Genomic DNA, 21,373 nt, shown 5'->3' with positions numbered 1-21,373 from the left:
CTCAGGCGGTCAGAAGCCCCAGGCGGGAGGCCAGCTGGGACGCCCGGCGGCGGCGGGCAGGGCTCTTCGCCTCTGCCTCCTCCAGGATGATCCTGCGTGCGTACCCGTTGTACTGGACGGTCTCGGGCGCCACTTCGTGGGCCTGCACGAGTGTGGCCAGGGCGACGTCGGGCTGTGCGTCGAGGTGGTAGGCACGTGCCTGTTCGATCCGGTGCCGGGCCCGGCGCGGCCGGGACGGAATCGCCTCGGCTTCCGCTCGGGCCGCCTGCCGCGCGGACTCTCCGCCGGCGTGCAACTCGACGGCGACCGTGACCGCGTGCGCGCCGATGACCGACCGGGAGAAGCTCGTGACCGGGTGGAAGTATCCGGCGGGCAGGGATTCGGCCAGGGCCCGGGCGTCGTCCCAATACCGCCATGCCGTGCCGGTCTCGCCGCGGCGCGCGGCCGTCAACCCGGCTTCGACGGTGAGCGCCCCAACCACTGCGCGTACGTCCGTACCGGCGTTCGGCAGCATCGGTTCCAGGTAGCGGAGTGTCTCCAGGGTGACGGCGTCCGCGGCGTCCAGGTGCCCGCGCTCGCGGTGCGCCTGCGTGGTCAGCCACGCCGCGAGGCCGATCGTGTGCGGGTCCTCGGATTCCTGCGCGGCCAGCATGCCGCGCTCGGCGACGCGCCAGACGAGCGGGGCGTCGGGCTGGTAGGCGCAGAAGAACTGGGCCAGGAAGTACACCTCGGCCAGGACCGCTTGGGCGGCTTTCCGGTCGGCCACGGTGCCGGACCGGCGCACTGCGGCCCGCGCGTCTCGGATCAGGTCCGGCAGCAGTGAGCCGATGACGTCGCGGTGGTTCGGCGCGGAGTGCCGGGCCTGCCACGCCCGCGCAAGGCGGGCCGACATGTGCGCGGTGGACGGGGCCTCGCGGTCGGTGCCGAGCTGAAGGGCGTTGACGGCCTCGCGGACCGCGGCGAACCGCGGGTGCCCCGGACCGGCGAACAGGCTGACGCGCATGGACTGGTCCCCCGTGAGGTCGGACAGGTCCCGTACGCGCAGCACCTCGGCGATGCGCAGGATCACCGGCAGCGCCGGGGTCTTCAGCCGGCCGGTCTCGACGGCCTTGACCCAGGACCCGGACCGGCCGACGAGGCCCCCGAGTTGGTCGCGAGTGAGCCCGCGTCGGGTGCGGAGGATCTGCGTTCTCTGACCGAAGGCCAGCTGCTCGCGGTACGGGTCCTCAGTAGCATCGGAAGACATGGCGGCCTTGCCCCTCTCCTCGCAGCTCTCACCGACAGGTTAGGGGCACGGCCTCGCCCTGTGATCCGGAACGAGCCTCCGCATGACAACGGCCCGAGCCGCGCGAAGCGGTCGGGCCGTTGACGTGTGCGCTTTGACCAGCAGCGCGAGGGAGTGCCCAGGGCGCCCGGATCAGGCGGCCTTGGTCTCCCAGAAGATGCGGTCGATCTCGGCGATGAGTTCGAGGGCCTTCTGGCCGGTCGCCGGGTCGTTCGACGCCTTGGCGGCCGAGAGGGCCTTCAGGGTGTCGTTGACCAGGGTGTGCAGCTGCGGGTACTTCTCGAAGTGCGGGGGCTTGAAGTAGTCGCTCCACAGCACCGAGACGTGGTGCTTGGCGAGCTCGGCGCGCTGCTCCTTGATGGTGATGGCGCGCGCGCGGAAGTCGGCGTCGTCGTTGGCCTGGTACTTCTCCTGCACGGCCTTGACGGACTCGGCCTCGATGCGGGCCTGGGCAGGGTCGTACACGCCGCACGGAAGATCGCAGTGGGCGGAGACCTTCGCCTTGGGGGCGAAGAGGCGGGAAAGCATGGAGTGTGTCCTCCTCGTGATCGTCTTCTCAAGGGGGAGATTACTCGCTGGGGCATCGGATTTCGCGGTCGCCCCCATGGGCTTAGGACAAAAGTCCAGCGTCGCGGTCGGACCGGTGAGCGAATGTACGGGGCGGTACGGCAGCATGCGGGAGTGACGAGGAGGTCGCGCATGGTGGAGAACCGCTGCCGACGGTTTGCGTTCGAGGTGCTGGAGGTGACGGGGCCGTCGATGGTGCCGACGCTGCTCCACGGGGACCGGCTGGTGGTCCGCTACGGGGCGGCGGTCCGCCGCGGCGCCGTGGTGGTGCTGCGGCATCCCTTCCAGCAGGACCTGCTGGTCGTCAAGCGGGCGGTGGAGCGCCGGCCGGGCGGCTCGTGGTGGGTGCTCGGCGACAACCCGTACAACGAGACCGGCGACAGCACCGTGTACGGGGCGGTGCCCGCCGACCTGGTGCTGGCGACGGCGGTGCTGCGCTTCCGGCCGCCGGCGGCGGATCAGCGGTCGCTGAGGGCGCGGCTGTCCTGGGCGGTGTCGGCGCTGCGGCCGCTCTGGGCGGACCCCTCGGCCTCGCGCCGCTTGCGGGCACGGTAGGCGGCCACGTTCGCCCGGGTGGCGCAGCGGTCGGAGCAGTAGCGCCGGGAGCGGTTGGTGGAGGTGTCGAGGTAGGCGTTGCGGCAGGGCGGCGCCTGGCACAGGCCGAGGCGGTCGGGGCCGTGCTCGGTGAGGTGGAAGGCCAGGCCCATGGCCGCGATGGCGGCGTAGCCCGCGGAGGCGTTGGAGGGGTGGTCGGCGAGGTGGATGTGCCAGTGGGGGCTGCCGTCGTCGGCGAGGCTGTCGTGGCCGGTCACCTGCGGGCTGACGGGGAACTCCATGAGCAGGGAGTTCAGCAGGTCGACGGCCAGGGCGTGGTCGCCGCCGTCGGCCGCCTCGAAGACGGCGCGCAGCCGGCCGCGGACGTTGCGGAAGCGGGTGACGTCGGTGTCGGTGACCCGGCGGGCCATCTGCACGCTGGCGCCGAACAGGGCGCGGACGGCGTCCACCGAGGTGAGCGAGTCCTTGTTGCGGGCCGGCTCCTCGGTGTTGACCAGGCGCACGGCGTAGTCCGAGTAATGGGCCAGTTCCACTTGTAGTCCTTACGGCTGCGGATTAGTGTCTCGGTAACGGCTGACACAGGTTCGAGGGTATTACGTGCAGAGGGGTTCGTGATGGCGGATACGACGGAAACAGCGGCCTACTGGCAGGCGTGGCAGGACAGCTGGGACCGCCAGCAGGAGTGGTACATGCCCGACCGCGAGGAGCGGTTCCGGGTGATGCTGGACATGGTCGAGGCGCTGGCCGGCCCCGCCCCCCGGGTACTGGATCTCGCGTGCGGTACGGGAAGTATTACGGACCGCGTCCTCAAGCGGTTCCCGGATGCCACCAGTACGGGGGTCGACCTGGACCCGGCGCTGCTGGCCGTCGCCCGGGGCCACTTCGCGGGTGACGACCGGGTCACCTTCGTGACCGCCGACCTCAAGGACCCCGCCTGGCGCGCGGCCCTCCCCCACGACACCTACGACGCCGTGCTGACCGCCACCGCCCTGCACTGGCTGCCCAGCGCGGACCTGGCCGTCCTGTACGGGCAGCTCGCTCCGCTGGTCCGGCCGGGCGGGGTGTTCATGAACGCCGACCGCATGCCCGACCCGGCCACCCCGGGCATCGACGCCGCCGAGCGCGCCCACCGGCACGCCGGGATGGACCGGGCCAAGGCCGCGGGGGTGCTGGACTGGCGCGAGTGGTGGGCCGTGGCCGCCGGGGACCCGGTGCTGGCCGAGGCGGTCGCGGAGCGCTTCGAGATCTACGGGGAGCACGCCGACGGCGACACCCCTCCCGAGGCCTGGCACGCCCGCACCCTCCTCGACGCGGGGTTCGCCGAGGCCCGCACGGTGTGGCGCTCGCCCTCGGACGCACTGGTCCTAGGTCTGAATTGACGATCCTCGCCCCCTGAAGGGGCGATTCCCTTCAGCTCGCGTGCGCGGGCCTCGGAGCTTCACGCATCCGCCTCCGGCCGACGGCCGGGACTCGCACCCTGGGGATGCTGCGCGTGCTGTTGATATCCGAGCCACCCGTCCGGCGGGCTCGGGCCTCGATCTCCACCGAGGCATTGTGGTCGGCGTCATCTACGTGCTCGCAGCGGGTGCAGGCGAACAGCCGACCGCATCCCTTACGGGATTCAGGATCCACCAGGCCGCAAGCGGCGCAGGTCTGGGAGGTGTGGAACGGCGGCACGGCGACAAGTACGGACCCGTACATGCGGGTCTTGTACTCAAGCTGTCGCCGCCGTTCCCCGGGGGTGTTGTCGAGGATTGACCGGTTCAGCGCGGCCTTCGCCCGGACGTTCTTCCCCGGCGACTCGGCGGTTCCCTTCGCGGACTTGCTCATGTTCCTCACGCGCAGGTCCTCGATACCGATCAGGCCGTGGTTTTTGGCGAGGTCGGTGGTGAGTTTGTGCGTGAAGTCCCGGCGCCGGTTGGCCCGCAGGGTGGTGAGCCTTGCGATCTGGGCGATCGTCGTGCGCAGGCGGCGGCTGTACTTCCCGCCCTGGTGCTTCTTCGCGTAGGTGATCTGACGGGCCTTGCGCTGCTCCAGCGCCTTGAGACGCTTCTTCTCGTTGGCGGTCAGTGACGGGGGCATGAGGCGGGGTGTCGCCTCGGTGGAGACGAACGCCGACGCGGCGACCCCGAAGTCCACCCCGCAGGCGGGTTTCCCGTTCGGCGCGTCCGGCTTACGCCCGGTGTGGACACCGAAGGAGACGTGCCAGCCGCTGCCGTCCCGGGACACCGTGGCGTTACGGATCGTGCCACCGATGGCGCGGGAGAGCCGGAACCGCAGCCAGCCGACCTTCGGCAGGCGCACCTCGGCCCACTTGCGGTTCACCTTGCGGACCTCGACCGCCTGCCCGGGAAACGGGACCGGCAGACGATGCCCGCGCTTCTTCCGTGACGGAAACCGAGCCGGATGCTCGGGGTTCCAGAAGTTGTCGTACGCCCGGTCCAGCTGACGCAGGATCTGCTGCCCGGACTGCGCCGGCAGATCACCGATCCAGTCAAGATCCGCACGGGCGGCGGTCAGGTACTTGCACTGCTCAACAGACCGCAGCGTGTACCGGCGCTGCTCCCACAGGTACACCCGCTGCTCCAGGGCCACATTCCACAGAGCACGTGCCGAATGCCCCCACCTGGTCAGGACCTCGCCCTGCCCCCCGGTGGGGTACGCACGATATTTGCGCCCCGCGTCTGCCCGCACGCCCCTGATTCTGCTGACGATCTAAGGCTGATACGACCCAGATCCGGAAAAGACAGGTGTTGTCTGCCCATTTAGCCTTCACGACGAAGCCATGGCGAGAAGTGTTCACTTATGCGCATCTCAAGGCATGGAGTCCTGGTGGGGGCATGACGAAGGGGCGGTACGGGAATCCGTACCGCCCCTCCTTCGCACGTCCGCCCGGTGTCAGAGCACCTTGGACAGGAATGCCTTCGTCCGGTCGTGCTGGGGGTTGCCGAGGACGTCGCGGGGGTTGCCCGATTCGACGACCACGCCTCCGTCCATGAAGACGAGGTTGTCGCCGACCTCGCGGGCGAAGCCCATCTCGTGCGTGACCACGATCATGGTCATGCCGTCCTCGGCGAGGCCGCGCATGACGTCGAGGACGTCACCGACGAGCTCGGGGTCGAGGGCCGAGGTGGGCTCGTCGAAGAGCATCAGCTTCGGCTCCATGGCGAGCGCGCGGGCGATGGCCACGCGCTGCTGCTGGCCGCCGGAGAGCTGGGAGGGGTAGTTCCCGCCCTTGTCGCCGAGGCCGACCCGGTCCAGGAGGCGTACGGCGCGCTCGCGCGCCACCGCCTTGGACTCGCCCTTGACCATGACCGGGGCTTCCATGACGTTCTCTATGGCCGTCATGTGCGGGAAGAGGTTGAAGCGCTGGAAGACCATGCCGATGTCCCGGCGCTGGGCCGCGACCTCGCTGTCCTTCAGCTCGTAGAGCTTGTCGCCCTTCTGGCGGTAGCCGACGAGGTTCCCGTCGACGTACAGCCGTCCGGCGTTGACCTGCTCCAGGTGGTTGATGCACCGCAGGAAGGTCGACTTGCCGGAGCCGGACGGGCCGACCAGGCAGAAGACCTCACGCGGGGCGACCTCCAGGTCGATGCCCTTGAGGATGTGCGCCGCACCGTAGGACTTGTGGACGCCCTCCGCCTTCACCATGGCAGTCGTCATCAGGCCACCGCCTTGCGGTCAGAGAAGCTGGACAGTTTCGCCTTGATCTTCTGCAACGGCGTGGGCGGCAGCGAGCGGAGCGCACCGCGGGCGTAGCGGCGCTCCAGGTAGTACTGGCCGACGCTGAACACACTGGTCAGGGCGAGGTACCAGATCGAGGCGACGAAGAACATCTCCATCACCGCGAACGACGTGGACGCGATGTCCTGGGCCGCACGCAGCAGGTCGAAGTACTGCACGGCGACGACGAGCGACGAGGTCTTGAGCATGTTGATGAACTCGTTGCCCGACGGCGGCACGATGACCCGCATGGCCTGCGGCAGCACGACGCGGCGCATGGTCTGCATCCGGGTCATGCCGAGCGCGTGCGAGGCCTCGGTCTGGCCTTCGTCGACCGACTGGATGCCGGCCCGGACGATCTCCGCCATGTACGCGCCCTCGTTCAGGCCGAGGCCCAGCAGGGCGGCCAGGAACGGCGTCATGACCTGGGTCATCTCGTCCTTGTAGAACCCGAGGTTCAGGACCGGGAAGATCAGGGCGAGGTTGAACCAGATGAGGAGCTGCACGTACACCGGGGTGCCGCGGAAGAGCCAGATGTAGAACCAGGCGATGGTGCTGGTCACCGGGTTCTTCGAGAGGCGCATCACGGCGAAGAGGACACCGAGCACCAGGCCCAGGGCCATCGAGGCGACGCTGATCCAGATCGTGTTGCCGACACCACGGATGATGGTGGGGTCGAACAGCTTCTCCGGGACGGTCGCCCAGCGCACGTTGCCCTGTGAGAAGGCGATCGCGAGCGCCACGACCAGGCCGATCACGACCACGGCGCTGATCCAGCGGCCGTAGTGGCGGACCGGGATGGCGCGGATCGCCTCGGGGGGGACGGCCCCGCCCGGCGGGGTGTCCGCCGGGTCCGGGGCCTTGTCGAGCTTGTCAGTCACAGTGACTGCCCTTCAGTGTGCTGCGGTCTGCGCGGAGGTCAGGAACCTGCGTTGATCTTGGCCTCGGTCACGGCGCCGGAGCCCGCGTTCCACTTGTCCAGGGCGGCCTTGTACGTGCCGTCCTTGATGACCGCGTCGAGGGCTTCCTTGAGCGCGTCGCGCAGCTCGGTGTTCTTCTTGTCCACCGCGATGCCGAAGAGGCCGGCGTCGGTCGGGTTGGCGATGGCCTCGAAGTCGTTGCCGCCGCCGGCGGTCTGCGCGATGTACGCGGCGACCGGGGAGTCGTTCAGGTCGGCGACGGCGCCGCCGGCCTTCACGCGGGTCTGGGCCTCGGCGTCGGTCGGGAAGGACTCGATGCTGATCTCGCCCTTGCCCTCCGTCTTGCACTTCTCGGACTGGTCCTTGGCGGACGTCTCGTACGTGGTGCCGCGCTGGACGGCGACCTTCTTGCCGCACAGGTCGTCGAGGGTCTTGATGCCGTCCGGGTTCCCCTTCTTGACGAGGATGCCGGTGGAGGAGGAGAAGTAGTCGACGAAGTCGACGCCGGCGCCCGTCTTGGCGCCCTTGTCGTCCAGGCCCTCCTGACGGGCCTTGGTGTCGGTGAGCGAGGACATGACCAGGTCGCTGCGGCCCGTCTGCATGCTGCCGATCAGGGTGTCGAAGGTGCCGGACTCGAACTTGAACTGCACACCCAGCTGCTTGCTCAGGGCCGCGGCGATGTCGGGGTCGACACCGACGATCTTGCCGCCCTCGGTGAACTCCATCGGCGCGTAGGTGGCGTCCGTGCCGACCTTGATGACGCCGGCGTCCTGGATCTTCTTCGGGAGCTTGGAGAAGAGCGGGGCGCTGCTGTCGGCCGTACCCGAGGGGGCGGTGGAGGCCTTGTCCGTCTGGTCTCCACAGCCGGTGAGGATCAGGGCGCCGGCGACCGCGATCGCGCCGACCGCGGCGATCCGGGACCGAGCGGCGGTCGTACGACGGGTGATGCTTGCGGTCATGAGCTGGTTCCTCCGGCTGGTGGAAAAGCACCGAAAAACGGTCGGGCACGCACCATCGAGTGTCGCGACCTTGTGTGATTACGGCATCTTGCCATTCGGACTGGCGCATTCAGGCTGCCCATCAGGTCAAAATCAGATAACGGACACCCCCGGCTAGCCAACAGGACTGCGGGCAAGGGCCATCGGAGCCGCACAAAACGCCGTGACCTGGCACTTTCGGCGCATGATTTGCGGCGCGTCTCGCCCATCGGACAACGAGGTTTGGACTTTTAGCCAAAACCAGGACAAGCACCCTATGGTCGAGCAGGAATCGACTCGTCTGGGTGAGTGTTCTTCGGGTAGAACAGATCCTTACACCCCTCATCCGGGGCTCAGGGCGCGCGTGCGGCGCGCCCGCGCGTACGAACCTCCCCTCCGCGGAGACGGTCCAACCGTCGAAGTGGAGTACGGACGCGGTGCCCGCCCACCCCTTAACCAGGAGTGGCCACCCTCAATGATCAAAGGACCTAAGGGGTCACACAAAGTGGCAGCGGAGATCGTCAACCCTCGCAGCGACAGCGCGACGGACAACAACCCGGACGCGGTGTTCGCGCTGCACCGGGGCGGCAAGATGGCCATTCAGGCCACGGTGCCGGTCAACAACAAGGACGACCTGTCCCTGGCGTACACACCCGGTGTGGCGAAGGTGTGCAGCGCCATCGCCGAGCAGCCGGAGCTGGTGAACGAGTACACCTGGAAGTCCAACGTGGTCGCCGTCGTCACCGACGGCACGGCCGTGCTCGGACTCGGTGACATCGGTCCCGAAGCCTCCCTCCCCGTGATGGAGGGCAAGGCAATTCTGTTCAAGCAGTTCGGCGGCGTGGACGCGGTTCCGATCGCGCTCGCGACCAAGGACACGGACGAGATCGTCGAGACGGTCATCCGTCTGGCGCCGTCCTTCGGCGGGGTGAACCTGGAGGACATCTCCGCCCCCCGCTGCTTCGAGATCGAGCGCCGCCTCCAGGAGGCGCTGGACATCCCGATCTTCCACGACGACCAGCACGGCACGGCCATCGTGACGCTGGCCGCGCTGCGCAACGCGGCGAAGCTCACCGGTCGCACCCTCGGCGACCTGCGGGCCGTGATCTCGGGTGCGGGCGCAGCGGGCATCGCGATCGCCAAGATCCTGGTGGACGCGGGCATCGGCGACGTCTGCGTCACCGACCGCAAGGGCGTCGTCTCGGCCGACCGCTCCGACCTGACGGACGTCAAGGCGGAGATCGCGGGCCTGACCAACAAGACGGGGCAGACCGGCTCCCTGGAGCAGGCGCTCTCCGGCGCGGACGTCTTCATCGGCGTCTCCGGCGGTACGGTCCCCGAGGCGGCGGTGGCCTCGATGGCGAAGGACGCCTTCGTCTTCGCCATGGCCAACCCGAACCCGGAGGTCCACCCGGACGTCGCGCACAAGTACGCGGCGGTCGTGGCCACGGGCCGTTCGGACTTCCCGAACCAGATCAACAACGTGCTGGCGTTCCCGGGCATCTTCGCGGGCGCCCTCAAGGTGCGCGCCACCCGGATCACCGAAGGCATGAAGATCGCCGCCGCCGACGCCATCGCCGGTGTCGTGGGTGACGAGCTCGCCGCCGACTACGTGATCCCGTCGCCGTTCGACGAGCGCGTGGCCGAGGCCGTCGCCTCGGCGGTCGCCGCCGCCGCGAAGGCCGACGGCGTGGCCCGCCTGGGCTGAGCACCGCGCTGAGCTGTACGGGCAGGGGCCCGGCCGGAGCAATCCGGCCGGGCCCCTGTCGTTGCCGCGGCGCCCGCGCGGTGCGGCCCGGCGGGTCCCGCCGGCCGCCCGCCGCCGCGCCGGACTCCGTCCGACGGAGCCGGCCCGCCCGGCCCGGTGCGACGAAGGCCTCACCCACGCGGTCACGGGAAGGGCTGGAACCCTGACCTACCGAGCGGTAGCGTCGCCGCATGTTCGCTGCCTACGCCGCCCGAATCGACCGTGACCAGCCGCTGAACGGCCTTGAGCTGGGCGACCGCCCGGCCCCGGAGGCCCGCCCCGGCTGGGTGACCGTGAACGTCAAGGCCGCCTCCCTCAACCACCACGACCTGTGGTCCCTGCGCGGGGTGGGCCTCGGCGAGGACAAGCTCCCGATGATCCTCGGCTGCGACGCCGCCGGGACCGACCAGGACGGCAACGAGGTCGTCCTGCATTCCGTGATCGGCCAGAGCGGCCACGGGGTGGGTCCGGACGAGCCGCGCTCGATCCTGACCGAGCGGTACCAGGGGACCTTCGCCGAGCAGGTGAGCGTCCCCGCCTGGAACGTCCTGCGCAAGCCCGCCGAGCTGACCTTCGAGGAGGCCGCCTGCCTGCCCACCGCCTGGCTGACGGCGTACCGGATGCTGTTCACCAACGCCGGGGTCCGGCCCGGGGACTCCGTCCTCGTACAGGGCGCCGGCGGCGGGGTCGCGACCGCCGCGATCGCCCTCGGCCGGGCGGCGGGCCTGCGGGTCTACGCCACCAGCCGGGACGAGGCCAAGCGCAAGCGGGCCGTGGAACTGGGCGCGGTGGACGCGTTCGAGCCGGGCGCGCGGCTGCCGCAGCGGGTGGACGCGGTGATCGAGACGGTCGGCGCGGCCACCTGGTCCCACTCGGTGAAGTCCCTGCGCCCCGGCGGCACGCTGGTGATCTCCGGCGCGACCAGCGGCGACCGCCCGGCGCACGCCGAGCTGACCCGGATCTTCTTCCTGGAGCTCAAGGTGGTCGGCTCCACGATGGGCTCGAAGGAGGAGCTGGAGGACCTGCTGTCGTTCTGCGCGACCACGGGCCTGCGGCCGGTGATCGACGAGGTCCTGCCGCTGGACCGGGCGCGCGAGGGGTTCGAGAAGCTCGCGTCGGGCGACCTCTTCGGGAAGATCGTCCTCACCCCGTAGGCCGTCCGGGTGTCCCGGGGTCAGTTGTCAATACAGGTTGACGCGCCTCCCTTGTCAACCTACATTGACAGGCATGACCGATGCCACCGATCTCGCCGAGCGGGCCGGCGACCGTGACCCGCGCGTGGGCCTGCGTGCCGTAGTCGCCCTCCGGAAGCTGCTGGAGCAACTGGAGGCCGTACAGGTGCGCAGCGCCCGCGCCCAGGGCTGGTCCTGGCAGGAGATCGCGGCCGAGCTGGGCGTCAGCCGGCAGGCCGTGCACAAGAAGTACGGGAGGCTTTGATGTTCGAACGCTTCACCCGCGACGCCCGGGCCACCGTGACGGGCGCGGTGGCCGAGGCCCACCGCTCCGGCGCGGCCACGGTCACCGAGGAACACCTGCTGCTCGCCCTGCTGGCCCTCGGCGCGCTGGACCCCCTGGGCGTGGACCGCGCCGCCGTGGCCGCCGACCTCGCGGAGGCCCGCCGCCGGGGCGGGATGTCCCGGGCCGACCAGGAAGCCCTGGCCGGACTCGGCATCGACCTCACCGAGATCGTCTCCCGCGTCGAGGAGACCCACGGCGAAGGCGCCCTGGCGGCCCCGGCGCCACGCAGGCGCACCCTGGGCACCTCACTCCGCTCGGCCCTGGGCCGCGGCGGGGCCGACGACCGCTCCGGCAGCCACCACGTCCCCTTCACGCAGGGCGCGAAGAAGATCCTGGAGCAGTCCCTGCGCATCGCCCTGGGCCGCAAAGAGCGCCACATCGGCACCCTGCACCTGCTCCTCGCCCTGCTCTCCCGCCCCGGCCCGGCCGCCGAGGTCCTGACGGACCACGGCGTCACCTACACCTCGGTGGAGGCGGGCCTGGCGGCCTGAAGCGGCCGGCCGGGCCCCGGCCCTACGCCCGGAGGGTCGTGGCCAGCCGGGCGGCGGCGGCCGCGAGACCGGCGCGGGCCTCGTCCAGTTGGGCCGGGGTGACCCCGTGGTCGCGGGCCGCGTCCCGTGCCTCGTCGCGGAAGCGGTCCAGCAGGCGGTCCAGGTCACGGACCGGGTCGCCGGTGGGCGTCAGGTCCGCGGCCCACCGGTCCGCCGCCGCATTCCCGGACGGGGCCGACGTGCCGGACGGGGCGGAGGGGGTTGCGGCCGGGCTGCCGCCGAGCCAGGCTCCGGCCAGGCTGCCGAGGACGCCGCCCGACTTCGCGAACTGCTCCTGGAGCTGCCCCGCGATGCGCTGGACCTCCTCGCGGGCCCGCTCCTGGGCCTCCTTGGCCTGGCGGCGGGCCTGCTGGGCCTCCTCGCGGGCCCGGCGGCTCTCGTCCTTCGCCCGCCGCGCCTGCTCCTTCCACTCCTGCTTGGCCTTGCGCAGCTCCTCCTTGGCCGCCTTCCAGGACTCGTCCTCGACGTGGGCCGCCGACGCGGAGGCCGCCGCCCGCATCTCGCGCCGCAGGTCACCCGCGGCCCCCCGGACGTCGTCGCGGATCTCGGCGGCCAGTTCGGAGACGGAGTCGCGGATCTCCAGCTCCAGGTCGGCGAGTTCACCGCCGCGGTCGGCCAGTTCGGCGCGGCCGGCGTCGGTGATCGAGTACACCTTGCGCCCGCCCTCGCTGGCGTGCGTGACCAGGCCCTCGGCCTCCAGCTTGGACAGCCGCGGGTACACGGTGCCCGCGGAGGGCGCGTACAGGCCCTGGAAGCGCTCCTCCAGCAGCCGTATCACCTCGTACCCGTGGCGCGGGGCCTCGTCCAGAAGCTTGAGGAGGTAGAGGCGCAGGCGGCCGTGGGCGAAGACGGGCGGCATGTCAGATCACCTTCTTGTCGAGCGTCAGGGGGGTGTCCACGGCCGGGCGGCGCAGCAGCGCGATCGCCCCCGAGACGGTGGTGGCCCGCAGGGTCCCCGTGCCGGAACCGAGCGTGCCGGTGATCCGCTTGGCGCCCAGCTGTCCGGAGACCCGCAGGTCCTCGAAGGCGTTGGAGACGCCGCCGGTGGCCGTGTTGGCCTCCACGCGGGCGTCGGCCGGATGCGGCAGCCGGATGGCGACCTGACCGGAGATGGAGTTCAGCGCGATGTCCACCGGGCGCGAGGCGGCCGGGTCGAGGTCCAGGTCGATGAGCATGTCACCGCTGACCGAGTCGGCCCGTACGCTCACCCCCGCACCGTCGACCACCGTCAGACCGCCGGACACCGAGTGGAAGCCGAAGTCGCCGGTGACGGACTGGGCCTCGACGCTGCCGGACACGGTGTGCGCCTTGACCCTGCCGGAGAGCGCGACCAGGGTGGCGTCGCCGGAGACCCCGTTGACGTCGGTGCCGCCGGAGATGCCGGAGACGAAGGACGTGGCGTCGACCGCGGCCACCTGGACGCTGGTGGCGGCCGGAACGGTGAAGGTCACGGACGCGCTGCGCTCCCAGGCCTTGCGCCCCGAGGCGGAGCCGGACCAGGCCTTCCACGGCTTGCCCTCGAGCCACTGCTTGAAGTTCTGGGAACCGTTCCAGGGCAGGTCCTCGTAGGACACGGTGAGGACGCCGCCCTCCTGCACCACGTGCAGGGGCGGTCCGTCGACCCCGGTGACCTCCAGGCGGGCGGGGCCGTCCTCGGCGGCGACGACATTCACCGTGCCGCTGACGAGGCGGACCCGGAGCTCGGTCACCGGCTCCTCGAAGGTGAGCTTCTGCGGTTCGGCGACCGACCACGTCATCTGCTCTGCCATGGTTCTGATCCTCCTCGTGCGTTCACGGACCGGGCCTCGACGCACGCAACATATCGCGTCTTCTGACCAACACGATATATCGCGGCTGACCGAAGTCAAGGCTACGCCGGGGCCCTGCGGGCGGCTCGGCGGTCCTGGTCCGGCTGCGCCGGTGCCCTGCGGGCGGCTCGGCGGTCCTGGTTCGGCTGCGCCCCGGCCCCTGGGGCTCCGCCCCAGACCCCGCGCCTCAAACGCCGGCGAGGCTCTATTTGGCTTCGGCGGGGCCTGGTCGGTGGGGTCGGTCCGCGGTGCCCCTCCGGGCTGTCTCCTCGGCTCGCGCACTGAGCCCCCGCTACGCCCCCTCGGCCCGGGTTGCGCGCTCGTCCTGCGGGGACAGCCCTGCGCGGCACCACTCCCCTCCACCACGAGTTCCCGGACAACCGCCAGGCCTAGCGTCCGAAGCCCAGGCGTGGGACGGGGACGCGCAGGAGAGTCCCCGCAGGACGAGCGCGCAACCCAGGCAACGCTTTCGCAGCCGGGGCTAAGTGCGCGAGCCGAGGAGACGCTCCGGAGCGGCCCCGGCCCACACCCGGTAAGCACGGCGCAGCCGAGGCCGCACCCGCCAAGCCCCCGCAGGGGAAGCGGCGGCCCCGGCCCACACCCGACGCCCAACCCAGCCCCGCCGGCGATTGAGGCGCGGGCCCTGGGACAGAGCCCCAGCAACGACGCCACACCCGGCCAAGCCCCCGCAGGGGAAGCCGCGGCCCCGGCCCACACCCGACGCCAAACCCAGCCCCGCCGGCGATTGAGGCGCGGGGCCTGGGGCAGAGCCCCAGCAACGGCGCCGCACCCGCCGAGCCCCCCGCAGGGGAAGCGGCGGGGGCCCAGACCCACCCGCCGAGCCCGGCCGCAGGCCGTCAGGCCGCCTCCGCCTCCACCCCCGGCTCCGGATTCAGCAGCGGGCTCGCATGGTGCAGGAGCCAGGCCCGGTACGGCGGCGTACGCAGGGCCGCCTCGCGGTAGGCCGCGCGGAGGTCCTCGTAGACCTCCGCGTGCGCGCCCGGCCGGGTCGCCAGCAGCAGCCGCACCGCCAGCGGGTCACCCGACAGCGGCCGGATGGCCATGTCGTCCCGCGGCCCGGAGGTGGGCTGGCACGGCGCCACCGCCTCGCCCGAGACGATCAACGAGGTCGCCGTGTGGTAATCGGCGTGCAGCACGGGCGGGTCGAGCCCGGCCCCGGCGAAGATCCGCCGCAGGCCGTCCCATTCGCCGTCCACCGAGGGGTCCACGGTCCACCGGTCGGCGGCGAGGTCCTGTAACTCCACCACCGGCCGCCGGGCCGCCGGATGGTCCCGGGCCATCGACACGAACTGCGGCTCCCGCTCCATCAGCACGTGCAGTTGCAGCCCGGCTGGCACCCGTAGCGGACTGCCCTCCACCTCGTGCACGAACGCCACGTCCAGCTGCCCCGAATCCACCATCCTCAGCAGGGCGTTGGCCGAAACGTCCACCACCAGCGAGGTCTCGGTGTCCGGCAACCGCCGGTGCAGCCTGCGCAACCAGCCGGGTAACGCCCGGCTGGCCGTGGACCCGATGCGCAGCCGCGGCCCGCGGGCCAGCGCCCGGGCCTCCGCGACCAGTGCGGCCATCTCGGCGAGCAGCGGGCGGGCCCGGCCCAGTACCGTGCGGCCGAACGGAGTGGGGCGGCAGCCGGTGCGCTCACGCAGGAACAGCTCGCCGTCCAGGGCCCGTTCGATCCGGCGCAGCTGGGTCGTCAGGGAGGGCTGGCTCACGCCGAGCTGCCGGGCCGCCTTGTGCAGGCTGCCGGCATCAGCGATGGCGCACAGTGCGCGCAGGTGCCTCACCTCGAGCTCCATGTCCCGAGAGTAGGGGGGTCCAGGCGGACCGCACCAGCCACTTATAGCCCCCCGAATCCCGCCATTCTCTTCCTAGTTGACCATCCGAAAACTCCCCGATAGCTCCGCGCTATCGGTGGCTGACATCATCCGCCCGGCCCACTCGCTCCCGCAGACTCCGGTACCGAACGACCACCCCCCACCGCACCGGATGAGTAGGAGCCCCCCACATGCGCCACTCCCGTAAGGCTTTGCTGGCCGCCACCCTCGGCCTCGGCATGGCCACCGCGCTCGGCGCCGTCCCCAGCGCCAGCGCCGCGACCGCCCCCGTCTCCGGCAACGTCGCGAGCTACGCGGCGTACGAGCGCTCACAGGAGAACGAGGCCGCCAACCGCGCCTTCTTCGACGCCGTGCAGCGCTCGGTGGCCGAGCAGCGCGCCGCGAGCCCGGGCGCCCTGGCCGTGACGGTCACGTACAACACGCGCAACGCGCCGAGCTTCCGCACCCAGATAGCCCGCTCCACGCAGATCTGGAACAGCTCGGTGAGCAACGTCAAGCTGCAGGAGGTCTCCTCCGGCGGGAACTTCTCGTACCGCGAGGGCAATGACCCGCGCGGTTCGTACGCCAGCACGGACGGGCACGGCCGGGGCTACATCTTCCTGGACTACCGGCAGAACCAGCAGTACAACTCCACCCGGGTGACCTCGCACGAGACCGGCCACGTGCTGGGTCTGCCGGACCACTACTCGGGCCCGTGCAGCGAGCTGATGTCGGGCGGCGGACCGGGCACCTCGTGCACGAACGCCACCCCGAACAGCACCGAGCGGGCGCGCGTCAACCAGCTGTGGGCCAACGGCCTCGTCGCCTCCGGCCTGGGGACGAAGGGCTAACCCTCCTCGGTCACGTACCGCGGGCATTCCGGGTTCCGGCAAGGGCCCGCCACCCACACCGGTACGAAGATCCCGAGGGACTTGCGCCGTTTGACCAAGGTGTCGACGGGGCTCCCGCAGGCCGGGCACGTCTGCTGTGCGTGCCCGGCCTGCGGGGCGACCGTCTCGTGCGCTCGCTGCTCCTGTTCACCGGCCATACCTACACGGTAGGCCGGTTTCGCAGGTTTCGGCGGGGTACGGGGCCGACCGGGTGCCGGGGCCCGTACGCGGTCAGCGCTTGACCGCGTACGAGGTGATGACCTGGCCGCCGCCGAGGACGGTGCAGCCGGTCAGCTCCAGCGGGCGCACCCCGAAGCCCGCGCGGGACATCGGCATGCCGGTCCCCACGACGACCGGGTACGTCTTGACGATGTACTCGTCGATCTCGTCGGCCAGCTGGCCCGCGAGGTCGGCGCCGCCGCACAGCCAGATGTCGAGCCCGTCCTGCGCCTTGAGCTCGCGGACCTTGGCGACGACGTCCCCGGCGATCAGCTGGACCTGGGGGTCGAGCGAGGCCGTGAGGGAGCGCGAGACGACGTACTGCTCGCGCATGTGGCCGTACGGGCTGGTCTCGCCGGCCTTGAGGCCCGGCTCGTAGGTGCCACGCCCCATGATCACGGTGTCGAAACGCTTCGGGGCGGCGTCCTCGATCCCGAGGTGCACCCGGCCCTGGGCGGAGACCGTCTCCGGGTACTCGGCCGTCAGGTGGCCGATGAACTCCGGGTCGAGGTAGGCGTAGATGAACTCGGCATCGCCGTCCGGGGCTCCGATGAACCCGTCGACCGTGGTGGCGATGAAGTACGTGAGCTTGCGCAAGCGGTCCTCTTCCGATCGGTAGTGCCACCTCGCCGGGGCACGCCAGTCAAAGTACTGCGCGTGAAGTACTTTGCCAAGCCCCAATTTTCTCCGGCCCCGCGAAGCGGCCCTTGCCCCCCGGACGGTTCACCCCCGCGGCTTGCGCCACATCGGCCACATGAGCGGTCCGTCCGGAAGCCGCACCGCCGCGCCCGTGAACTCCCAGCCGAGGCGCTCGTACAGCCGCCTGCTGCGCTCGCTGCTCGCCTCCAGGTACGCCGGCACGCCCTCCCGGTCGCAGCGCTCCAGCACCGGCCGCATCAGCTCGGTGCCCAGGCCCTCGCCCTGCCGGCCCGGAGCCACCGCGATCATCAGCAGGTACTCGTGCTCCTCCGCCGTCGGGTGCACCGCGCCCGTGAGCCGGCCGACCAGCTCGCAGCGCTCGTTGTCCGGGTCGGCCACCGCCCGCATCTTCGCCGGGATCTCGTCCTCGCCCTCCGGTTCGCCGGCCGGGATCCGCAGCCACAGCGCGGCCGCCGAGCCGTCCGCCGCGTAGTCGATCCGGCCCTCCGCGAGGGCCACGTCCACGAAGACGCCGAGGAACTTGCCGTGCACGGCGGCGCGGTGCTCCGGGTCGGGGAAGACCCAGCTGCTCACCGGGTCGGTGCGGAAGGCCTCGTCGAGCAGCCGCGCCACCGCGTCCCGGTCCGACTGATCCGCCTGACGTATCTCCAGCGCCACTGGTCACACCCTTCACTCACGTGTCAACAACCTTGAGTGATCCTAGAGTTGGGCCGGAAACGGCGTAAGGCCCGTTCCGGCACCATGCGGTGTTCCGGAACGGGCCTTACGCCTTCATCTGCGGGCTCTGCTCACCTCGTGCGGCGCGTCACGAACTCGGCCAGGGCCAGCAGTCCGCCCGCCGCCCCGAGGTCCGGTACGGCCCGGGACAGCTGCTGTACCGCCCGGCCCATCCGGTCCGCGGCGTGGGCCTGGGCCCAGTCGCGCCCGCCCGCCCGGTCCACCGCGTCGGCCGCCATGGCCACCTCGGCCCCGGTCATGGGGCCCGCGTACAGGGCGGCCAGCTCCTCCCCCGCCGCGGTGCCCGAGGTGAGGGCGGCCACGACCGGGAGTGACTTCTTGCGGGCGAGCAGATCGGCCCCGGCGGGCTTGCCGGTGTGCCCCGGGTCCCCCCAGATGCCGATCAGGTCGTCGATCAGCTGGAAGGCCAGTCCGGCCTCCCGGCCGAAGGCGTCCATCGCGTCGACCTCGTCCGGCCCCGCCCCCGCGTACAGCGCGCCCAGTGCGCACGCGCAGCCCAGGAGGGCGCCCGTCTTGGCCGTGGCCATGGTCAGGCACTCGTCGAGCGAGACGTGCGCGCGCTGCTCGAAGGCGCAGTCCGCCTGCTGTCCCGCGCACAGCTCGATGACGCAGGCCGCGAGCCGGGCGGCGGCCGCCCCCGCGGCCGGATGCGCGTCCTGCGCGAGGACCCGCAGCGCGAGCGCCATCATGGCGTCGCCGGTGATGATCGCGTCCGGTATGCCGAACACGGTCCAGGCCGTGGCGCGGCCGCGCCGCCGGGCGTCCTTGTCGATGACGTCGTCGTGCAGCAGCGTGAAGTTGTGGGCCAGCTCCACCGCCACGGCTGCCCGTACGGCCTCCTCGGCCCCGCCCGCCGGCCCGCGCAGGGCCTGGGCCGCCGCGAGCACCAGGGCGGGCCGGACGGCCTTCCCGGCATGGCCCGCGGCGGGGGAGCCGTCCGCCCGTTCCCAGCCGAAGTGGTACATCGCCACCCGCCGCATCGTCCCGGGCAGGCTCTCGACGGTCCGGCGCAGTTCCGGGGTAACCGTTTCTCTTGTTCGTTCCAGCAGGGCCGCAGCCTCCTGGCCCTCGCCGGTCGTGATCGCCTCGGTGGTCGCCATGGCGTGTCCGTGTCCCTGGTGGTCCTGGTATCCCCTGACCTGCCGCCTCAGCGCCAGCGGCCGATCTGGACGTTCTCCAGGACGCCGAGGGCGTCCGGCACCAGTACCGCGGTGGAGAAGTAGGCGGTGACCAGGTAGGAGATGATCGCCTGCTCGCTGATCCCCATGAAGCGGACCGACGTGCTCGGTTCGATCTCGTCCGGGATGCCCGGCTGGTGCAGGCCGATCACGCCCTGCTCCTCCTCGCCGGTGCGCATGCAGAGGATGGAGGTGGTGCGGGCGTCACTGATCGGGATCTTGTTGCTCGGGAAGATCGGCACGCCGCGCCAGGCGGGCACCCGGTTGCCGCCCATGTCCACCGACTCCGGGTACAGCCCGCGCCGGTTGCACTCGCGGCCGAAGGCGGCGATGGCCTTGGGGTGCGCGAGGAAGAACTTGGAGCCGCGCCGCATGCTGAGCAGCTGGTCCATGTCGTCGGGGCTGGGCGCGCCGTCGTGGGGCTGGATGCGCTGGTCGTAATCGGCGTTGTGGAGCAGTCCGAAGTCGCGGTTGTTGAGCATCTCGTGCTCCTGGCGCTCGCGCAGCGCCTCGACCGTGAGCCGCAACTGCTGCTCGGTCTGGTTCATCGGCTGGTTGTACAGGTCGGCGACGCGCGTGTGCACGCGCAGGACCGTTTGTGCAATGGAGAGTTCGTACTCGCGCGGATGGGCTTCGTAGTCAACGAAAGTGCCGGGGAGGACGGCCTCGCCCTGGTGGCCGGCGGAGAGGTCGATGGCGGCCTCGCCGTACTTGTTGGTGCGCTGGGCGGGCATGGTCCGTACGCGCTCCACGTGCTCGCGCAGCGAGTCGACGCGGTCGGCGAGCAGCTGGAAGTCCTGGCGGGTCAGGACGAGCGCGGTGCCGGAGGTGGCGGCGCGGGCGGTGTACTCCCAGATGGCCTCTTCGTCGACGAGGGAGTCCTCACCGAAGTAGGCGCCGTCGGCGACGGTCCTCAGGACGGCGTCCTCGCCGTAGGCGCCGGGGCCGACCTGGTCGATGCGGCCGTGGGCGAGCAGGAACACCTGGTCGGAGGAGTTGCCGAAGGAGGTCAGCTCCTGGCCCGCCTCGAAGTCGATCTGGCGGCACCGCTGGGCGAGTTCGCCGAGCACGTCGAGGTCCTCGTACTCGCGCAGCAGCGGGAGCTCACCGAGCTCGGCCGGGATCACCTGGACCCGGGTGCCGGTCTTGATGAACTCCACACGGCCGTCGCCGACGGAGTAGCTCAGCCGGCGGTTGACACGGTAGGTGCCGCCCTGGACCGAGACCCACGGGAGCATCTTCAGGAGCCACCGCGAGGTGATTTCCTGCATCTGCGGCGCGGACTTGGTCGTGGTTGCCAAGTTCCGTGCCGCCGAAGTACCGAGACTGCGCTGCGGCGTCTGGACCTCGGATTCGGAACCCGCCTGGACCGACATGTGTTTCCCTTTCGATCACTCCATGGATCTGCGGGATGCACCCTTCCAGTACGCAACGCAGTGGGACCATTACACAAAAGAGTGGGACTACTCCCTCCGGGGGTGGGGCACTCTTTGGGACCCCTCCCGCATCACGCACCCCTGGAACCCCACCCTTTTTCGGCCACGCCGCCTCCGACCTGAACGTACGGCCCGTTCTGTCCCGGTTTTAATTTGCACCTCAGATGCATGTTTCCTACGCTGGCCTCATGCGGCTGACCCGATTCACCGACCTGGCACTGCGCGTCCTGATGCGCCTGGCCGTCACGGACGCCGGCGAGACGGCGCTCCCGACGACCCGCGAGGTCGCGGCGGGCATGGCGGTCCCGTACACCCACACGGCCAAGGCGGTCGCCCGCCTGCAGCACCTCGGCCTGGTCGAGGCGCGGCGCGGCCGCGGTGGCGGGCTCGCGCTGACGGCTGCCGGGCGGGCCGCCTCGGTGGGCGGGGTGGTCCGCGAACTGGAGGGGGCCGGCGACGTCGTGGAGTGCGAGGGCAGCACCCCGTGCCCGCTGCGCGGCGCGTGCGTCCTGCGCGGCGCGCTGCGCCGGGCCCAGGAGGCCTTCTTCGCCTCGCTGGACCCGCTGACGGTGAACGACCTGGTGGCGACTCCTACCGGGCCGCTGCTGCTGAGCCTTTCGGCAAGCACACCGAGAGGGGCCGACTGACCCCGGCCGTCCGGGCCGGATGGCCGGTTTCCACCCGCGCCCCCGACCCCCGAGGCCGGAGCCGAGGAGTCTTCGAACGAATGTCCGCACTACCGGCGGACCTTCTTTCTGCATCAAAA

General features: G+C 71.1%; 23 protein-coding genes. 8 read left to right on the top strand and 15 right to left on the bottom strand.

Features of this window, described 5'->3' with window-relative positions; translation table 11 throughout:
- Nucleotide 1: 1 nt before the first annotated feature.
- Together AB0D94_RS16005 and sodN are read right to left on the bottom strand one after the other, a co-directional pair.
- On the bottom strand, nt 2-1,246 hold the full coding sequence (locus AB0D94_RS16005) for a helix-turn-helix transcriptional regulator (RefSeq protein ID WP_362051578.1): 1,245 nt from the start codon (nt 1,244-1,246) through the stop codon (nt 2-4).
- A 171-nt stretch (nt 1,247-1,417) separates the two neighbouring features.
- Complete coding sequence (gene sodN, locus AB0D94_RS16000) at nt 1,418-1,813, bottom strand: superoxide dismutase, Ni (RefSeq protein WP_136215065.1); 396 nt, start codon at nt 1,811-1,813, stop codon at nt 1,418-1,420.
- 171 nt (nt 1,814-1,984) lie between these two features.
- Here sodN and sodX point away from each other — a divergent pair, with 171 nt between their 5' ends.
- Entirely contained in the window at nt 1,985-2,407 is a 423-nt protein-coding gene (gene sodX, locus AB0D94_RS15995; RefSeq protein ID WP_362051575.1) for a nickel-type superoxide dismutase maturation protease, read from the top strand.
- On the opposite strand, the gene AB0D94_RS15990 is transcribed toward sodX, so the two are convergent.
- Nucleotides 2,311-2,940: a CGNR zinc finger domain-containing protein gene (locus AB0D94_RS15990; RefSeq protein WP_362051573.1), complete on the bottom strand. Its 630-nt coding sequence runs from the start codon at nt 2,938-2,940 to the stop codon at nt 2,311-2,313. The two genes, sodX and AB0D94_RS15990, sit on opposite strands and share 97 nt — an antisense overlap.
- An 81-nt stretch (nt 2,941-3,021) precedes the next feature.
- Here AB0D94_RS15990 and AB0D94_RS15985 point away from each other — a divergent pair, with 81 nt between their 5' ends.
- Nucleotides 3,022-3,786, top strand: coding sequence for a class I SAM-dependent methyltransferase (locus tag AB0D94_RS15985; RefSeq protein WP_362051571.1), 765 nt, complete (start codon nt 3,022-3,024; stop codon nt 3,784-3,786).
- Between the two features lie 31 nt (nt 3,787-3,817).
- Here the strand turns inward: AB0D94_RS15985 and AB0D94_RS15980 are convergent, their stop codons facing one another.
- The 4 genes from AB0D94_RS15980 to AB0D94_RS15965 form a co-directional block, all read right to left on the bottom strand.
- On the bottom strand, nt 3,818-5,101 hold the full coding sequence (locus AB0D94_RS15980; protein WP_362051569.1) for a transposase: 1,284 nt from the start codon (nt 5,099-5,101) through the stop codon (nt 3,818-3,820).
- Between the two features lie 204 nt (nt 5,102-5,305).
- Complete coding sequence (locus AB0D94_RS15975) at nt 5,306-6,070, bottom strand: amino acid ABC transporter ATP-binding protein (RefSeq protein WP_362051567.1); 765 nt, start codon at nt 6,068-6,070, stop codon at nt 5,306-5,308.
- Nucleotides 6,070-6,939, bottom strand: a complete 870-nt coding sequence (locus AB0D94_RS15970; protein ID WP_266938699.1) for an amino acid ABC transporter permease — start codon at nt 6,937-6,939, stop codon at nt 6,070-6,072. The genes AB0D94_RS15975 and AB0D94_RS15970 overlap by 1 nt, the downstream gene beginning before the upstream one ends.
- Before the next feature lie 110 nt (nt 6,940-7,049).
- A complete protein-coding gene (locus AB0D94_RS15965) occupies nt 7,050-8,009 on the bottom strand; it encodes an ABC transporter substrate-binding protein (protein WP_362051565.1) in 960 nt (319 codons plus the stop codon).
- A gap of 523 nt (nt 8,010-8,532) precedes the next feature.
- On the opposite strand from AB0D94_RS15965, the gene AB0D94_RS15960 reads away from it, so the two are divergent.
- The 4 genes from AB0D94_RS15960 to AB0D94_RS15945 all read left to right on the top strand — a co-directional run bounded on the left by AB0D94_RS15960 (nt 8,533) and on the right by AB0D94_RS15945 (nt 11,783).
- The gene (locus AB0D94_RS15960) at nt 8,533-9,735 is read left to right on the top strand and encodes an NADP-dependent malic enzyme (RefSeq protein ID WP_362051563.1); all 1,203 of its coding nucleotides are present in this window, start codon (nt 8,533-8,535) and stop codon (nt 9,733-9,735) included.
- A 230-nt stretch (nt 9,736-9,965) separates the two neighbouring features.
- Nucleotides 9,966-10,928 (top strand): zinc-binding dehydrogenase, encoded by a 963-nt coding sequence (locus AB0D94_RS15955; RefSeq protein WP_362051561.1) that lies wholly within the window; start codon nt 9,966-9,968, stop codon nt 10,926-10,928.
- 73 nt (nt 10,929-11,001) lie between these two features.
- Nucleotides 11,002-11,211, top strand: a complete 210-nt coding sequence (locus AB0D94_RS15950) for a helix-turn-helix domain-containing protein (protein ID WP_266934314.1) — start codon at nt 11,002-11,004, stop codon at nt 11,209-11,211.
- Entirely contained in the window at nt 11,211-11,783 is a 573-nt protein-coding gene (locus tag AB0D94_RS15945) for a Clp protease N-terminal domain-containing protein (protein WP_362051558.1), read from the top strand. The genes AB0D94_RS15950 and AB0D94_RS15945 overlap by 1 nt, the downstream gene beginning before the upstream one ends.
- 22 nt (nt 11,784-11,805) lie before the next feature.
- Here AB0D94_RS15945 and AB0D94_RS15940 read toward each other — a convergent pair whose 3' ends face one another.
- From AB0D94_RS15940 to AB0D94_RS15930, 3 genes are all read right to left on the bottom strand, one after another.
- Complete coding sequence (locus AB0D94_RS15940) at nt 11,806-12,702, bottom strand: helix-turn-helix transcriptional regulator (RefSeq protein ID WP_362051556.1); 897 nt, start codon at nt 12,700-12,702, stop codon at nt 11,806-11,808.
- A 1-nt stretch (nt 12,703) separates the two neighbouring features.
- On the bottom strand, nt 12,704-13,612 hold the full coding sequence (locus tag AB0D94_RS15935) for a DUF4097 family beta strand repeat-containing protein (protein WP_362051554.1): 909 nt from the start codon (nt 13,610-13,612) through the stop codon (nt 12,704-12,706).
- An 896-nt stretch (nt 13,613-14,508) separates the two neighbouring features.
- Entirely contained in the window at nt 14,509-15,468 is a 960-nt protein-coding gene (locus AB0D94_RS15930) for a LysR family transcriptional regulator (RefSeq protein ID WP_362051552.1), read from the bottom strand.
- 209 nt (nt 15,469-15,677) lie between these two features.
- On the opposite strand from AB0D94_RS15930, the gene snpA reads away from it, so the two are divergent.
- On the top strand, nt 15,678-16,337 hold the full coding sequence (gene snpA, locus AB0D94_RS15925; RefSeq protein WP_362051550.1) for a snapalysin: 660 nt from the start codon (nt 15,678-15,680) through the stop codon (nt 16,335-16,337).
- Here snpA and AB0D94_RS15920 read toward each other — a convergent pair.
- From AB0D94_RS15920 to AB0D94_RS15900, 5 genes are all read right to left on the bottom strand, one after another.
- Nucleotides 16,334-16,534: a hypothetical protein gene (locus AB0D94_RS15920; RefSeq protein WP_362051548.1), complete on the bottom strand. Its 201-nt coding sequence runs from the start codon at nt 16,532-16,534 to the stop codon at nt 16,334-16,336. The genes snpA and AB0D94_RS15920 overlap by 4 nt on opposite strands.
- Before the next feature lie 73 nt (nt 16,535-16,607).
- Nucleotides 16,608-17,192, bottom strand: coding sequence for a dihydrofolate reductase family protein (locus AB0D94_RS15915; RefSeq protein ID WP_362051546.1), 585 nt, complete (start codon nt 17,190-17,192; stop codon nt 16,608-16,610).
- A gap of 126 nt (nt 17,193-17,318) precedes the next feature.
- Nucleotides 17,319-17,912 carry a GNAT family N-acetyltransferase gene (locus AB0D94_RS15910; RefSeq protein ID WP_362051544.1) on the bottom strand — a complete coding sequence of 198 codons (594 nt, stop codon included), beginning with the start codon at nt 17,910-17,912 and terminating at the stop codon, nt 17,319-17,321.
- A gap of 131 nt (nt 17,913-18,043) precedes the next feature.
- Nucleotides 18,044-19,093: a family 2 encapsulin nanocompartment cargo protein polyprenyl transferase gene (locus AB0D94_RS15905; protein WP_362051542.1), complete on the bottom strand. Its 1,050-nt coding sequence runs from the start codon at nt 19,091-19,093 to the stop codon at nt 18,044-18,046.
- A gap of 47 nt (nt 19,094-19,140) precedes the next feature.
- Entirely contained in the window at nt 19,141-20,547 is a 1,407-nt protein-coding gene (locus AB0D94_RS15900; RefSeq protein ID WP_362051540.1) for a family 2B encapsulin nanocompartment shell protein, read from the bottom strand.
- Nucleotides 20,548-20,795: 248 nt separating this feature from the next.
- On the opposite strand from AB0D94_RS15900, the gene AB0D94_RS15895 reads away from it, so the two are divergent.
- Nucleotides 20,796-21,254, top strand: coding sequence for an Rrf2 family transcriptional regulator (locus tag AB0D94_RS15895; RefSeq protein WP_362051538.1), 459 nt, complete (start codon nt 20,796-20,798; stop codon nt 21,252-21,254).
- The last annotated feature ends 119 nt before the right edge of the window (nt 21,255-21,373 follow it).

Source organism: Streptomyces sp. NPDC048255 (assembly GCF_040652415.1).
GTDB lineage: Bacteria > Actinomycetota > Actinomycetes > Streptomycetales > Streptomycetaceae > Streptomyces.
The sequence above is the reverse complement of the archived record's forward strand: the minus strand, read 5'-3'. Positions and strand labels throughout refer to the sequence as shown.